The sequence below is a fragment of the Bradyrhizobium sp. Ken51 genome (assembly GCF_055807435.1).
In genome coordinates, this window is record NZ_JBVVPB010000018.1 from 168,073 (window position 1) to 182,586 (window position 14,514).

15 protein-coding genes and 1 tRNA gene are annotated in these 14,514 nt (G+C 64.5%); 4 read left to right on the forward strand and 12 right to left on the reverse strand.

Annotated elements, in window-relative coordinates:
- The first annotated feature begins 12 nt into the window (after positions 1-12).
- Positions 13-333: a thioredoxin gene (trxA, locus tag AC0L27_RS27565; protein WP_007598398.1), complete on the forward strand. Its 321-nt coding sequence runs from the start codon at positions 13-15 to the stop codon at positions 331-333.
- Positions 334-472: 139 nt separating this feature from the next.
- A complete protein-coding gene (locus AC0L27_RS27570) occupies positions 473-1,492 on the forward strand; it encodes an ATP-dependent DNA ligase (RefSeq protein WP_473320922.1) in 1,020 nt (339 codons plus the stop codon).
- 101 nt (positions 1,493-1,593) lie between these two features.
- Here AC0L27_RS27570 and AC0L27_RS27575 read toward each other — a convergent pair whose 3' ends face one another.
- From AC0L27_RS27575 to aroA, 12 genes are all read right to left on the reverse strand, one after another.
- Entirely contained in the window at positions 1,594-2,334 is a 741-nt protein-coding gene (locus AC0L27_RS27575; RefSeq protein WP_354205681.1) for a metallophosphoesterase family protein, read from the reverse strand.
- 102 nt (positions 2,335-2,436) lie between these two features.
- Complete coding sequence (locus AC0L27_RS27580) at positions 2,437-3,780, reverse strand: bifunctional folylpolyglutamate synthase/dihydrofolate synthase (protein WP_354205679.1); 1,344 nt, start codon at positions 3,778-3,780, stop codon at positions 2,437-2,439.
- The gene (gene accD, locus AC0L27_RS27585; protein WP_473320916.1) at positions 3,777-4,718 is read right to left on the reverse strand and encodes an acetyl-CoA carboxylase, carboxyltransferase subunit beta; all 942 of its coding nucleotides are present in this window, start codon (positions 4,716-4,718) and stop codon (positions 3,777-3,779) included. Before accD ends, AC0L27_RS27580 begins: the two co-directional genes overlap by 4 nt.
- Positions 4,719-4,855: 137 nt before the next feature.
- A complete protein-coding gene (gene trpA / locus AC0L27_RS27590) occupies positions 4,856-5,692 on the reverse strand; it encodes a tryptophan synthase subunit alpha (RefSeq protein ID WP_354205675.1) in 837 nt (278 codons plus the stop codon).
- A complete protein-coding gene (gene trpB / locus AC0L27_RS27595) occupies positions 5,689-6,906 on the reverse strand; it encodes a tryptophan synthase subunit beta (RefSeq protein ID WP_473320919.1) in 1,218 nt (405 codons plus the stop codon). Before trpB ends, trpA begins: the two co-directional genes overlap by 4 nt.
- Complete coding sequence (locus AC0L27_RS27600; protein WP_354205673.1) at positions 6,903-7,574, reverse strand: phosphoribosylanthranilate isomerase; 672 nt, start codon at positions 7,572-7,574, stop codon at positions 6,903-6,905. Before AC0L27_RS27600 ends, trpB begins: the two co-directional genes overlap by 4 nt.
- 81 nt (positions 7,575-7,655) lie before the next feature.
- Positions 7,656-8,048, reverse strand: coding sequence for a lipopolysaccharide assembly protein LapA domain-containing protein (locus AC0L27_RS27605; RefSeq protein ID WP_354205671.1), 393 nt, complete (start codon positions 8,046-8,048; stop codon positions 7,656-7,658).
- A gap of 71 nt (positions 8,049-8,119) precedes the next feature.
- Complete coding sequence (locus tag AC0L27_RS27610) at positions 8,120-8,425, reverse strand: integration host factor subunit beta (protein WP_007598410.1); 306 nt, start codon at positions 8,423-8,425, stop codon at positions 8,120-8,122.
- Positions 8,426-8,597: 172 nt separating this feature from the next.
- Entirely contained in the window at positions 8,598-9,578 is a 981-nt protein-coding gene (sppA, locus tag AC0L27_RS27615) for a signal peptide peptidase SppA (RefSeq protein WP_354205669.1), read from the reverse strand.
- A 230-nt stretch (positions 9,579-9,808) separates the two neighbouring features.
- Positions 9,809-11,515, reverse strand: a complete 1,707-nt coding sequence (gene rpsA, locus AC0L27_RS27620; protein ID WP_027566167.1) for a 30S ribosomal protein S1 — start codon at positions 11,513-11,515, stop codon at positions 9,809-9,811.
- A 265-nt stretch (positions 11,516-11,780) separates the two neighbouring features.
- Positions 11,781-12,419 (reverse strand): (d)CMP kinase, encoded by a 639-nt coding sequence (cmk, locus tag AC0L27_RS27625; protein WP_027514724.1) that lies wholly within the window; start codon positions 12,417-12,419, stop codon positions 11,781-11,783.
- Complete coding sequence (gene aroA / locus AC0L27_RS27630; RefSeq protein WP_275168850.1) at positions 12,416-13,753, reverse strand: 3-phosphoshikimate 1-carboxyvinyltransferase; 1,338 nt, start codon at positions 13,751-13,753, stop codon at positions 12,416-12,418. Before aroA ends, cmk begins: the two co-directional genes overlap by 4 nt.
- Before the next feature lie 172 nt (positions 13,754-13,925).
- On the opposite strand from aroA, the gene AC0L27_RS27635 reads away from it, so the two are divergent.
- Both AC0L27_RS27635 and AC0L27_RS27640 read left to right on the forward strand, forming a co-directional pair.
- Positions 13,926-14,336, forward strand: coding sequence for a TIGR02300 family protein (locus AC0L27_RS27635; protein ID WP_007598417.1), 411 nt, complete (start codon positions 13,926-13,928; stop codon positions 14,334-14,336).
- Between the two features lie 66 nt (positions 14,337-14,402).
- Positions 14,403-14,478, forward strand: a tRNA-Ala gene (locus AC0L27_RS27640).
- Positions 14,479-14,514: the final 36 nt, after the last annotated feature.

Below are 14,514 nucleotides of genomic sequence, written 5' to 3' on the forward strand. Positions count from 1 at the left end.
CGAGGTACTCCCATGGCCGTTGGTAAGGTTTCTGACACCGATTTCGAAGCCGAAGTGCTCAAGGCAAACGGCCCCGTAGTCGTCGATTTCTGGGCCGAATGGTGCGGCCCCTGTCGCATGATCGCACCCGCGCTCGACGAGATCGCCGGCGCGATGGGCGACAAGGTCAAGATCGTGAAGCTCAATGTCGACGAGAGCCCGAAGACCGCATCGAAATACGGCGTGATGTCGATCCCGACCCTGATGATCTTCAAGGGCGGCGAGATGGCCTCCCGCCAGGTCGGCGCGGCGCCGAAGGCGAAGCTGCAGCAGTGGATCACCTCCGCGGTCTGATCCGTCTCGCACAAGAATATTTTTTGGAAACGGCCGGCGAAAGCCGGCCGTTTGCGTTGATGGGACATGTCCAGCGTATGACGAGTCCCGCCTGTTGCCTCCCCCTCCCGCAAAACGCGCGCGAAAGTCGGCTCCCCTCGTGGCGATGGAGGCGCGCTCGGTCGACGAGATCCCGCGCGGCAAGGAGTGGCAATACGAGCCGAAATGGGATGGCTTCCGGTGTCTGCTGTCGCGCAACGGCGGCAGCATTGATCTGCGCTCGAAATCCGGCGAGGACCTCGCGCGTTATTTCCCCGAGATCGTCGCCGCAGCGCTGAAGCTGAAGGCGGATCGCTTCACGCTCGACGGCGAGATCGTCGTGCCGCACGGCAAGGGGTTTTCCTTCGACGCGCTGCTGCAACGTATTCATCCGGCGGCGAGCCGCGTGAAGAAGCTCTCGGAGGAAACGCCGGCGCTCTATCTCGCCTTCGATCTGCTTGCGACGGCCAGGGAGAAACAACTTGCCGAGCAGCCGCTGAGTGAGCGGCGACCGGCGCTGGAAGCGTTTGCCAAAGCCAATCTGAAAGGCAGCCTCTTCCGCCTCTCACCGGTGACGACGAGCTATGCCATTGCGAAAAAATGGCTGGCGCAATCCGGCGGCGGCTCGGACGGCGTCATCGCCAAACGTATCGACCTGCCCTACCAGGCGGGAAATCGCGACGGCATGCAGAAGATCAAGAAATTCCGCAGCGCCGATTGCGTGGTCGGCGGCTTCCGCTATGCCACCAACAAGATCGCCGGCCGGAGCGTGGTCGGCTCGCTGCTGCTCGGACTCTATGATGACGAAGGTCTCCTGCACCACGTCGGTTTTACCTCGGCAATCAAGGCGACGGAAAAGCCTGACCTGACCGATCGGCTGGAGGCGCTGATCGGCGAGCCCGGCTTCACCGGCAACGCGCCGGGCGGGCCGAGCCGCTGGTCCACCGAGCGGTCGGCAAAATGGTGTCCGCTCAAGCCGAAGTTGGTGATCGAGGTCTGCTACGACCATTTCAGCGGCGAGCGCTTTCGCCACGGCACCTCGATCCTGCGCTGGCGCCCCGACAAGGCCCCGCGGCAATGCAGCTTCGAGCAGCTGAAGCAGAAGGTGGCCGATCCGATGAAGCTGCTGAAACAGCTGTAGCCGGTAGCCCGGATGGAGCGCAGCGTAATCCGGGGCCGTCGTCATTTGTGGTACGATTCCTGGATTGCGCTTCGCTCCATCCAGGCTACGAGGCGACGGCGCTAGGCAATCCATCCCGTCGCCAGCGCGTTTGCCAACTCCGGCTGGCCATTGCGGCGAGCGAGCGCGGCCATCGCCTCGTGATCGTAGACGACATGGCGGAACGTGACCTGCCATGCATCATCGGTCAGCTCGAGAATCGCATAGCGCGCGTGCGGCGTGCCGGCCTCGACGACATGCGGGAATGGATGCTTGTCGCGGAAGCCCGGGCCGCCGACGCTGCCGGGATTGACGATCAACCTTCCGTCGCGAAGCCGCACGGCACGGGCGAGATGGGTGTGGGCGCACAGGATCAGCGATTGCGCGATGCCTTGCGCAAATTGCTCGATGCGATCGAGCGGCGACAGCGCCACCGCGCCGTCGGGATGCACGGTATCCAGCCAGTAGACTTCGTCATTGTCGGGCGTCGCATGACACATGAAAACCTGCTCGCGAAACACGCGCGTCATCGGCTGCGCGCGCAGCCAGTCGAGTTGCGCGGCATTGAGCGCTGCATGGGCCGGGCGATCCCACGAGCCCATCTTCTCCGGCGGACGGTCGAGCAGATAGCGGTCGTGATTGCCGAGCACGTGCACTGCATCGAGCTTCATCAGGATCTCGATGGTGCGGCGCGCATCGAGCGGACCGCTCAGCATGTCGCCGAGATTGACGATGTCGGCCACGCCTTGCGCGCGGATGTCGGCGAGCACAGCTTCCAGCGCGAGGTAATTTCCGTGGACGTCGGCAATCGCTGCAAAACGCATGGGTCTTCCTGTAGCCCGGACGGAGCGAAGCGTAATCCGGGGCCTTCGTCACTTGCGGTACAGTCCCGGATTGCGCTTCGCTCCATCCGGGCTACCCAACCTCTATGCAGGAGGCGTGCCGTTGATGGCGAGCACGTGGCCGGCGAGATAGAGCGAGCCGGTGATCAGGATGCGCGGCGGCACTTCGTAGGCGAGCTTCGCCAAGGCGCGCAGTGCGGCCTCGATGCCGGGCGCGGGCTCGACGCGCATGCCGAGGCTGCGGGCGGCATCCGTGAGGCGGTCGACCGGCATCGCGTTGTCGGTGTCGGGAATCGGCACCGCGATGATGTGACGGGTCAGACCGGCGAAATTGGCGAGAAAACCTTGCGCGTCCTTGTTGGCCATCATGCCCGCGATCACGACCAGCGGCCGCGACACCCGCTCTTCAAGATCGCCGAGCGCGGCCGCCGCGACGCGGCCGCCTTCCGCATTGTGGCCGCCGTCGAGCCAGATCTCCGATCCTTGCGGGCCGAGACCGAGCAGCTCGCCCGAAGCGATGCGCTGCATCCGTGCCGGCCATTCCGCACCGACGATCCCGGCCTCGAACGCCGCCTGGTTGATCTTGAAGGCGCTGGTGGCCCGCAGCGTCGCGATCGCGAGGCCGGCATTGTCGAACTGGTGGCGGCCGAACAGGCGCGGCGCCGTGAGATCCATCAAGCCGCGCTCATCGGAATAAACCAGCCGCCCGTTCTCGACATTGACATGCCAGCTCTCGCCCGCGGCAAACAACGGCGCGCGCATGCGCTTGGCCTGCGCCTCGATCACGGCCATCGCCTCAGCCGATTGCTCGGCGCAAACCACGGGCACGCCACGCTTGATAATCGCGGCCTTCTCACCGGCGATGGACGTCAGCGTATCGCCGAGAAAGTCCATGTGGTCCATGCTGACAGGCGTGATCACGCAGGCCACCGGTGCATCGACCACGTTGGTTGAATCGAGCCGGCCACCAAGGCCGACCTCCAGCAGAACCACATCGGCCGGATTCTGCGCGAACAGATGAAATGCAGCCGCGGTCTTGAGCTCGAACACGGTGGCGGCCTCGCCGGCATTGACACGCTCGACCTCTTCCAGAGCAGCGCGCAATTCGTCGTCACCGACCAGCACGCCGCCAGCGACCCGGCCGAGCCGGAAACATTCGTTGATGCGAACGAGATAGGGCGAGGTGTAGGCGTGGACGCGCAGGCCGGCGGCTTCCAGCGTCGCGCGCAGATAAGCGAGCGTCGAGCCCTTGCCGTTGGTGCCGGCGATGTGGATCACCGGCGGCAGCTTGCGCTCGGGGTGACCGAGCCGCTCGAGCAGGCGGTGCATCCGCTCCAACCCGAGATCGATGCGTTTCTGATGCAGGGCCGACAGCCGCCCGATCAATTCGTCAAGCGACGGCATGGCGCGGTCAGAGGAAGCGTTCACGCGTGCGGCGCGGCCGGCGCCGTTTCGGGAGCCGATACGATCTGCGCCGGGCTCACGACCGGCTGCACCGGTTTCGACGCGCTCTCCAGCGCCGGCGCCCTGGTCAACAGGCGGCAGAGCCGCGCCAGGGTCGGGCGCAATTCGTGGCGATGCACGACCATGTCGACCATGCCGTGCTCCTTGAGGTATTCGGCGCGCTGAAAGCCCTCGGGGAGTTTTTCGCGAATGGTCTGCTCGATCACACGCGCGCCGGCAAAACCGATCAGCGCACCGGGTTCGGCGATCTGCACGTCGCCGAGCATCGCATAAGACGCGGTGACGCCGCCGGTGGTCGGGTTGGTCAGCACGACGATGTAGGGCTGTTTTGCTTCACGCAGCATCTGCACCGCGACCGTGGTGCGCGGCATCTGCATCAGCGACAGGATGCCTTCCTGCATGCGCGCGCCACCTGAGGCGGCAAACACGATGAACGGCGACTTTTTCTCGAGCGCGAGTTCCAGTCCGCGCACGATGGCTTCGCCCGCGGCCATGCCGAGCGAGCCGCCCATGAAGTCGAAATCCTGCACGGCGAGGACGACGGCGGCGCCTTCGAGCTTGCCGTAGCCGACCTTGATCGCGTCGTTGAGGTTAGTTCGCGCGCGGGCATCCTTGATGCGATCGACGTACTTCTTCTCGTCACGGAACTTGAGCGGATCGGGCGTGACGTCAGGCAGCGCGACGTCGTACCAGGTCTCGTTGTCGAAAATCGACTTCAGACGCGCCACCGCGTTCATGCGCATATGGTAGTTCGAACCGGGGATGACGAACTGGTTGGCCTCGACGTCCTTGTAGAACACGAGCTGTCCGGAATCCGGGCACTTGATCCAAAGATTCTCCGGCGTCTCCCGCCGCAGCATGTTGCGGATCTTCGGCCGGACCACATTGGTAAGCCAGTTCATGGTTTGCTCCGATGTGCGATCCCGCCTGGGGACCGCCTGAAGGGATATATGGCGGCCGGGACCCGGCCCGGCAAGCCGCCGTATCGTCCGCCTTGCTCGTCGGACTTGCTCGTCGGACTTGGCAGCGGAATTAAGGCCTATTCCGCCGCCTGTTGCGCGCCTTTGACGCCCTGGGCCAGTGCCGCCGTCAGCTCAGCGACGGCGTTGACGGTCTTGTCGGTGGCGCGCCCGTCCGCATCGAGGCTGTTCTTGAGGGCATCGACCAGGGCGGTGCCGACCACGGCGCCATTGGCATGCGAGGCAATCGCGCGGGCATTCTCCGGCGTGCGGATGCCGAAGCCGACGCAGACCGGCAGCTTGGTGTGCCGCTTGATGCGGATAACCGCCTCGCCGACGGCGGAGGCATCCGCGGCCGCCGCGCCGGTGATGCCGGTAATCGCGACGTAGTAGACGAAGCCCGAGGTGTTGGCGAGCACGGCCGGCAAGCGCTTGTCGTCGGTGGTCGGCGTCGCCAGGCGGATGAAATTGAGGCCCGCCTTCATTGCGGGCAGGCAGAGCTCGTCGTCCTCTTCCGGCGGCAGGTCGACGATGATGAGGCCGTCGATGCCGGCGGCTTTCGCATCGACCAGAAATTTGTCGACGCCATAGATGTAGATCGGGTTGTAATAGCCCATCAGCACGATCGGCGTGGCGTTGTCGTCCTTGCGGAAGCCGCGCACGAGATCGAGCGTCTTCTTCAGCGTCATGCCGGCCTTGAGCGCGCGCAGGCCTGCCGCCTGGATCGACGGACCGTCGGCCATCGGGTCGGTGAAGGGCATGCCGAGCTCGATCACGTCGGCACCCGCCTTCGGCAGCGCCTTGATGATCTCGAGCGAGGTCGCCGGATCGGGATCGCCGGCCATCACGAAGGTGACGAAGGCTGCGCGGCCGGCCTTCTTCAGCTCGGCGAAACGGGTGTCGATACGCGTGGTCACTTGCTCTTGCCCCTCAGGATGTCGCCGACCTGCGGGACGTCCTTGTCGCCGCGGCCGGAGAGGTTGACGACCATCAGGTGATCTTTCGTCCGCTTCGGCGCGAGCTCCATCACCTTGGCGATGGCATGTGCCGGCTCGAGCGCGGGGATGATGCCTTCCAGCTTTGACAGCAACTGGAACGCTGCGAGCGCCTCGTCGTCGGTCGCGGAGAGATAGTTCACGCGGCCGATCTCGTGCAGCCAGGAGTGCTCGGGGCCGATGCCGGGATAGTCGAGGCCGGCGGAGATCGAATGCGCGTCCTGGATCTGGCCGTCCGCGTCCATCAGGAGATAGGTGCGGTTGCCGTGCAGCACGCCCGGCCGGCCGCCGGCGATCGATGCCGCATGCAGTTGCGTCAGTCCGTGGCCCGCAGCTTCGACGCCGAAGATCTCGACGGTGGAATCGTCGAGGAACGGATGAAACAGGCCCATCGCGTTGGAGCCCCCGCCGATGCAGGCGACCAGCGAATCCGGCAGGCGCCCTTCGATCTCCTGCATCTGCACCTTGGTCTCGTTGCCGATGATCGACTGGAAGTCGCGCACCAGCGTCGGATAGGGATGCGGACCCGCGACCGTGCCGATGCAGTAGAAGGTGTTGTGCACGTTGGTGACCCAGTCACGCAGCGCCTCGTTCATGGCGTCCTTCAGCGTGCGCGTGCCCGACTGCACCGGCACCACCGTCGCGCCCAGCATCTCCATGCGGATGACGTTAGGCTGCTGCCGCTCGACGTCGACGGCGCCCATGTAGACGATGCATTCGAGGCCGAAGCGCGCGCAGAGCGTCGCGCTGGCGACACCGTGCTGGCCGGCGCCGGTCTCGGCGATGATGCGCTTCTTGCCCATGCGCCGCGCCAGCATGATCTGGCCGAGCACGTTGTTCACCTTGTGCGAGCCGGTATGGTTGAGCTCTTCACGCTTGAGATAGATTTTCGCGCCGCCGAGATGCTCGGTCAGACGCTCAGCGAAATAGAGCGGCGAGGGCCGGCCGACATAATTCTTGAGATAGCCGTTCATCTCGGCCTGGAAGGCCGGGTCGGCCTTGGCCTCGGTGTAGGCTTTCTCCAGATCGAGGATCAGCGGCATCAGGGTTTCGGCAACGAAGCGTCCGCCGAAAATGCCGAAATGGCCGCGCTCGTCGGGGCCGCTGCGATAGGAATTGGGTTTTACAACATTCATCGGACGCTCAACTCTTGACTTGCATCTTGGCTTGCGCGCGCGGCGCGAATGAAGGCCTTGATCATCTCGGGGTCCTTCACGCCCGGGGCGCTCTCGACACCGGAGGAGACGTCGACACCACCGGCTCGGGTGACGCGAACGGCTTCGGCGACGTTGTCGGCGCTGAGGCCGCCCGAGACCATATACGGCAGCGCGAGCTCGAGGTTTCCGAGCAGATGCCAATCGAACGGTGCACCGAGGCCGCCGGGCCGGGTCGCGTCCTTCGGTGCGCGTGCGTCGAACAGAATGCGTTCGGCAACCTCTGCGTAACCGGGCAGCACGGCGAGATCGGCTGACGTTGCGACCGGCACGACCTTCATCACGGGGCGACCGAACCGCTGCCTGATGTCGCGCACCCGCGCCACGCTCTCCGTGCCGTGAAGCTGGAAGATATCCGGCGACAGCGCGTCCATGATGTTGTCGAGCATGGCATCGTCGGCGTCGACGGTGAGCGCGACCTTGAGCGCGCGCCGCTTCACCTGACGGCCGAGCTCCCGGCCGGCTTCCAGCGACAAATGCCGCGGCGACGGCGGGAAGAACACGAAGCCCACCATGTCGGCACCCGCATCGAGCGCCGTTTCGAGCGTCTCGGGCGTGGACAGGCCGCAGATTTTGACGAGCAGGGACATGTTCTCGCGGGATATGGGCTCAAAGCAAATGGAGGCCGCGGGCCCGCGGCCGGAAAACGGGCTTTTCGGTTGCGGCCGCTTCTACAACGTCGCGCGCTGCTTGTCTCGCCCGACGGGCCCGTAAAGCCCCACCCCGGAGGGAACAAGGAGGCGCTGGGACTCAGGCTTGGCTGCGGCCGCCTGGGCCCGGAGATCAGCCAGCTCGCCTCGCGCGGCCCGGGCATCCGCGTCATGCCGGCGCGCCGCGCGCCGCCAGTGCCGCTGACCGAACCAAACGGCACAACCGCCCGCGAGGACCCCGAGCGCAGCCACCACGATCAGGAGCAGGAACAGCGGCAGCGTGACCGAGAATGACGGGTCGTTGGACACGAAGGGATCGAACGAGACCGTGACGAATTGCCGGTTGGCGACGGCAAAGACCATCAGGATCAGACCCAGCGGAATCACGACCAGCGCGGTCAGGAATTTTCGCATCTCGGCTCGCTCGCCTTGAATCAAGCTTGCGGCCGCATCGCGCGCGGCCGCGGGAAACCCTGAGGTGGACCTCAGTCTGGCGCGCCTGGATCCGGGTGGTCGCGATTCAGCCGTTCGCGCATTTCCTTGCCGGTCTTGAAGAACGGAACGCTCTTCTGATCGACAGGTACATGGGCGCCGGTGCGCGGATTGCGCCCTGCGCGGGCAGGGCGATGCTTGACCGAGAAGGCACCGAAGCCGCGCAACTCGACGCGGTCACCGCGCGCGAGAGCCGCTACGATCTCTTCGAGAATCGCATTCACAATGTTCTCGACATCCCGCTGGTACAGATGCGGGTTGTGCTCGGCGATACGCTGAACAAGTTCGGATTTGATCATCGAGAGATAGGACCCGGGAGCGTGCGGACGACCATTTCCGTGAAAATACCGTGATCTGTCAAGACGCTAAATGAAGGTTGAGCGTCGTGAAAATACGTGACAAATGCCGAAAAAGCGGGCTGGCCCTGTACGCGCCGAACGGGAAAAACCTCTGAGGCTCGCCCGGCGCCGGTCAGTTCGATGCCGCCGGCTGCCACAAAGCCAGCATTCCATCCATTCCGAGCCGATCGACCGCCTGCACGACGCCGGTTTGTCCAATTTGATGCGCAATCGAGCCTAAACCCAGTGCTTCCAGCGTGACTGCGGCCGCCGTCTTGAGGAACGGCAGATCGCTGAAGCGCGGCTGCAGCTTGTAATCGCGCACGGAGAGCCCCTTCTTGACGCCCTTCTGCTCGACCAGCCAGGTCACGGCGGTCTTCTCGTCGCCGATCTGGTCGATCAGCTTGAGATCGATCGCCTGGCGTCCGGTGAAGACACGGCCATCAACCACTTTCTCGAGCTGCGTGTCATCCATGCCACGCCGTTCCTTCACCAATCCCTTGAACCAGGCATAGGAATCCTTCACCAGCGCATCGAGCGCGGCCCGTGCCTCGGGGCTGGTTGGCTCGAAACCGTTGGGCGCGGCCTTCAGCGGCGTGGATTTTACCTCCTCGACCTTGACGCCAACGGTCTTCAACAGCTCCGAGACGTTCGGAAACTGGAACAGCACGCCGATCGAGCCGACCAGCGAGCTCTGCTGGGCGATGATATGATCGCTGGCGATCGCGGTGATGTAGCCGCCGGAGGCGGCGAGGCCTTCGACGACCACGACGAGAGGCTTCTTCGCCTTCAGACTCACAAGCGAATCATAGAGCTGCTCGGAGCCGGCGGTGGTGCCGCCCGGCGAATTGATGTGGACGATGACGGCGGCAGCCTGCGAATTCTCCAGCCGCTCGAGCGCCTGCGTGCGATCGGAATCGCTGCGGATCAGGCCGTCAATCTGGACCCGAGCGATCGAGCCGGCGGACGCGAACGTGCCGCGCGCACCCGGCGTCGCGACCAGCGCGAAGCCTGCGATCGCCGCGATCGCGATCAGCGCGGTCAATACGCGCCAGAACGTCAGCTTGCGGCGGATCCTGCGCCGATCGACGATGATGTCCGAATCGAGCGACATCGAGATATCTCCAAATGAAAGGCCAGGCGCGTTGCGCCGTCGCAGCGTCACCATTGGCTTATCTGGATACATCAATTGCGGCGCAATTAGAAGAAAACAAGGCCGGTAGCGGCATGGGCCACGACGTAGCGACACCCTCATTGTCGTCCCGGCGAAGGCCGGGACGACGATAGCAACAAAAAAGCCCCGGCTCGCGCCGGGGCTTTGATGCAGTGAAACCTGCGTTTCGCTTACTTGGTGTCGCGGTTCTTGAGCGCGGTGCCGAGGATGTCGCCGAGCGTCGCTCCCGAATCGGAGGAGCCGTATTGCGCGATGGCTTCCTTCTCTTCGGCGACTTCGAGCGCCTTGATCGACACCTGGACCTTGCGGGCCTTCTTGTCGAACTGGATCACGCGGGCATCGACCTTCTCGCCGACAGCGAAGCGTTCGGCGCGCTGATCGTTGCGGTCACGGGCGAGCTCCGAGCGCTTCACGAACGTGGTGAAGTCGGTACCGGTGATCTTCACCTCGATGCCGCTCTCCTTCACTTCGATCACTTCGCAGGTCACGACCGCGCCCTTCTTGACATCGCCCGGCTCGGCGAAGGGGTCGCCTTCAAGCTGTTTGATTCCAAGAGAAATGCGCTCCTTCTCGACGTCCACATCGAGCACCACGGCCTTGACCATGTCGCCCTTCTTGTAGTTGTCGATCACCTGCTCGCCCGGCTGCTTCCAGTCGAGGTCGGAGAGATGGACCATGCCGTCGACGTCGCCCTCGAGGCCCAGGAACAGACCAAACTCGGTCTTGTTCTTGACCTCGCCTTCGACCGTCGAACCGGTCGGGTGACCTTCGACGAAGACCTCCCACGGGTTGCGCATGGTCTGCTTGAGGCCGAGCGAGATGCGGCGCTTGACGGAATCGACTTCCAGCACCTGCACTTCGACTTCCTGCGAGGTCGAAACGATCTTGCCGGGGTGCATGTTCTTCTTGGTCCACGACATCTCGGAGACGTGGATCAGGCCTTCGATGCCCGGCTCGAGCTCGACGAACGCGCCGTAGTCGGTGATATTGGTGACGCGACCGGTGAAGCGGGCACCCAGCGGGTACTTGGCTTCGATGCCCTGCCACGGATCGTCCAACAGCTGCTTCATGCCCAGCGAGATGCGGTGCGTCTCGTGGTTGATCTTGATGATCTTGACCTTCACGGTCTGGCCGATCGAGAGCACCTCGGTCGGATGGTTGACGCGGCGCCACGCGATATCGGTGACGTGCAGCAGACCGTCGATGCCGCCGAGATCAACGAACGCACCGTAATCGGTGATGTTCTTGACCACGCCGTCGATGACCTGACCCTCTTCGAGGTTCTGCACCAGCTCCTGACGCTGCTCGGCGCGGGTCTCTTCGAGAACCGTGCGGCGCGACACCACGATGTTGCCGCGGCGACGGTCCATCTTAAGGATCTGGAACGGCTGCGAGTTGTTCATCAGCGGCGCAACGTCGCGGATCGGACGGATGTCGACCTGGGAGCGCGGCAGGAAGGCCACGGCACCGTCGAGGTCGACGGTGAAGCCGCCCTTGACCTGGTTGAAGATGACGCCGTTGACCTTCTCGTTGTTCTGGAAAGCCTTCTCGAGCTTGCCCCAGCTCTCTTCGCGGCGCGCCTTGTCGCGCGACAGCACGGCTTCGCCGAGGGCGTTCTCGATCCGGTCGAGGAACACTTCCACCTCGTCGCCGACCTTGAGCTCGCTGTCACGGCCGGGGCCGGAAAATTCGCGCAGGGCAACGCGGCCCTCGGTCTTCAGGCCGACGTCGATGACGGCCATGTCCTTTTCGATTGCAACAACCTTGCCCTTGATGACGGAGCTTTCCTGCAGGTTGCCGCCTGCGAAGGACTCGTCGAGCATCGCGGCGAAATCGTCGCGCGACGGGCTATAGGTATCAGCAGAAGTCGAAGCCATTTGTTCTCCAGTTGCGGATGTCGTGCCGGCCGTTGGGTTCTTGGGCGCATCGTACGCGCAGTGTCGGAAGGTCCGCAGAACCTTCGAGCGACCGCTCGCTGCTCCGACCTGGAGGCGGAACAGCGGGAGCGGGCCGGCTGAGGCCCGCGCGTTCGATACGTGGAAATCTTTTGTCCGGAACCTGGATCGCGTCGGCCCGAGCAGGGACCGAGAGTATCGACCTCAAAGAGCGGGAGCGGGCGCTTCCTCCAATGACGGCAGCGGCTTAACCCCGCGACCGGCCCGCTCGGACGGCCTCGATAATGTCGATGGCGGCCCGGACGCCGCCTTCTATATCCAGTTGGGAGTTATCTAGCAAGTAAGCATCCGCCGCCGGCTTCAGGGGCGCGATCGCCCGGTTCTTGTCGCGTTCGTCGCGCTGGATGATGTCGGCGAGCACGGCCGCCTCGTCGGCCTCCTCGCCCCGCGCCTTGGCCTCCATGGTCCGGCGGCGGGCGCGGACCTTGGGGTCGGCGACGACGAAAATCTTCACGTCGGCGTGGGGGCAGATCACGGTTCCAATATCCCGGCCATCGAGCACGGCGCCGGGCGGGTCGGCGGCGAATTGCCGCTGAAAACTGACCAGGGCCTCGCGCACCCTGGGGATCGCCGAGACGATGGAGGCGCCCTCGCCGGCCTTCTGGGTCTTCAGGGCGGGATTGCCGAACTTTTCAGGATCGAGTTCCAGCGCCGCAGCGACCGCCGCCGCCTCGTCCCGGAGATCATGCCCGGACTGCATCAGGGAATAGGCCACCGCGCGATAGATCACGCCGGTATCAAGATGACGGTAGCCGTAATGGTGGGCAAGACGCTTGCCGAGCGTGCCCTTGCCCGACGCCGCGGGCCCGTCGATAGCGATGATCATGAAAACTCGGCCCCAAGCGAACGCATCATCGGGATGAAATCCGGAAAACTGGTGGCGATGAAGGCGGTGTCATCGACGGTCACCGGCTGGTCGGAGGCGCAGCCCATCACCAGCGCGGACATCGCGATGCGATGGTCCATGTGGGTGGCCACAACGCCGCCGCCGGGAACGTGGCCGCGGCCTTCGACGATCAAATCATCGCCGGAGACCTCGACCTTGACGCCGTTGACACGGAGCATCGCGGCAGTAGCTTCGAGACGGTCGGATTCCTTGACGCGCAGCTCCTGGAGGCCGCGCATGATGGTCGTGCCCTCGGCGAAGGCGGCCGCCACCGCCAGCACCAGATATTCGTCGATCATCGACGGAGCGCGCTCCGGCGGCACTTCGACACCGCGCAGTTTCGAGGCGCGTACGCGCAGCTTCGCCATCGGCTCGCCGGCGTCGCCGCGAACTTCGCTTTCCTCGATCGAGGCACCCATTTCGCGCAGCGTGGTGAAAAGACCCGTCCGCAGCGGATTGGTCATGACATCGGACAGGACGATTTCGGAGCCTTCGACGATCAGCGCAGCAACCACGGGGAACGCCGCCGACGAGGGATCGGCGGGCACGACGACATTGGCGCCATGCAGCTCCGGCTGGCCCACGAGCGTGATACGGCGGCCGTGCTGACCTTCCTGCACCGAGGTGATCTCGGCGCCGAAATGCTTGAGCATCAGCTCCGTGTGGTCGCGACTGGCCTCGGTTTCGATGACGGTCGTGGTGCCCGGCGCAGCCAGGCCCGCGAGCAGCACGGCGGATTTGATCTGGGCCGAGGCGACAGGCGTCTTGTAGGTGATCGGCAGCGGATCGCGCGCACCCTGGACAGTCAGCGGCAAACGGCCGCCCTCGCCGCCGGAGACGACCTTCGCACCCATCTTTTCCAGCGGGTCCAGAATCCGGCGCATGGGCCGGCTCCGCAGCGAGGCATCGCCGTCGAAAATCGCAGAGATCGGGCAGCCCGCAACGGCGCCCATGACGAGCCGGCAGCCGGTGCCGGAGTTGCCGAAATCCAGCGGCGCTTTGGGCTCCGCAAAGCCTGCGACACCCACGCCGTTCACCTTCCAGGCGAAATCGCCGGTGCGTTCGACCCTGGCGCCGAGCGCCTGCATGGATTTGGCGGTGTTAAGGACGTCCTCGCCCTCCAGGAGGCCCGAAATCCGCGTCTCTCCCACCGCGAGCGCGCCGAGGATGAGGGCGCGGTGGGAGATCGACTTGTCTCCGGGCACCCTTACTTTCCCGGTCAGGGGACCGCTGGCGCGCGACTGGAGCGGCGTCGGCTTGTCGGAATCGGTCAAGTTTGTGTCCTTGGATAGGCCCGAAACGTCCCTGTGGGACTCGCGGGGCAGGTATCACATGGTCTCCCCGCCGTCACGGGCATGTCGTTCTCCCGCAATGCGCTATTGACAGCGGGCCGCCAACTAGCCAAGTGAAGCACCGCTTTTCAGACATTTCCAGGATTCCTCTGCCGTGGCCAAGTCCGAACTCGGAACTAAACGTATTTGCCCGACCACGGGCAAAAAGTTCTATGACCTCAACAAGAATCCGGTGATCTCGCCCTATACCGGTGAAGTCGTGCCGATCGCGCCCATCGCGCCGGCTCGCGCGCCCCGTGGCGCCGAAGCTCGCCACGCAGCCGCTGCCGCCGACGCCACGCCGGAGCCGGCGGAGGTCGAGGAGGTCTCGCTCGAGGAGGCCGATGCCGAGGAGAACACCGGCAAGGTCAAGGCCGTTGTGCCCGAATCCGAGGACGACATCGAAGTCGATGAGACCATCGAGGACGATGACGACGATGATTCGACCTTTATCGCCGACGACGAAGAAGGCGATGAGGACGTCACCGACATCATTGGTGATGTCGGCGGTGACGAAGAGACTTGAGATAATTCCAGAACTGTGGTTCTGGGTCTTTCCCGACGCGTCGCCCAAGGCGCGTCGGACAGTTAAGGGGCCATAGCTCAGCTGGGAGAGCGCTTGCATGGCATGCAAGAGGTCGGCGGTTCGATCCCGCCTGGCTCCACCAGCCTTCGCTCGCTTCGCGAGCTACGGCTCGGCAAGC

Bases quoted from the DNA above. Each gene is read 5' to 3' on its own strand.
- trxA (WP_007598398.1), top strand. From the start codon at position 13: ATGGCCGTTGGTAAGGTTTCTGACACCGATTTCGAAGCCGAAGTGCTC.
- trpB (WP_473320919.1), bottom strand. From the start codon at position 6,906: ATGAATGTTGTAAAACCCAATTCCTATCGCAGCGGCCCCGACGAGCGC.
- AC0L27_RS27575 (WP_354205681.1), bottom strand. From the start codon at position 2,334: ATGCGTTTTGCAGCGATTGCCGACGTCCACGGAAATTACCTCGCGCTG.
- cmk (WP_027514724.1), bottom strand. From the start codon at position 12,419: ATGATCATCGCTATCGACGGGCCCGCGGCGTCGGGCAAGGGCACGCTC.
- AC0L27_RS27605 (WP_354205671.1), bottom strand. From the start codon at position 8,048: ATGCGAAAATTCCTGACCGCGCTGGTCGTGATTCCGCTGGGTCTGATC.
- accD (WP_473320916.1), bottom strand. From the start codon at position 4,718: ATGAACTGGCTTACCAATGTGGTCCGGCCGAAGATCCGCAACATGCTG.
- sppA (WP_354205669.1), bottom strand. From the start codon at position 9,578: ATGTCGCTCGATTCGGACATCATCGTCGATCGGCGCAGGATCCGCCGC.
- rpsA (WP_027566167.1), bottom strand. From the start codon at position 11,515: ATGGCTTCGACTTCTGCTGATACCTATAGCCCGTCGCGCGACGATTTC.
- AC0L27_RS27600 (WP_354205673.1), bottom strand. From the start codon at position 7,574: ATGTCCCTGCTCGTCAAAATCTGCGGCCTGTCCACGCCCGAGACGCTC.
- AC0L27_RS27610 (WP_007598410.1), bottom strand. From the start codon at position 8,425: ATGATCAAATCCGAACTTGTTCAGCGTATCGCCGAGCACAACCCGCAT.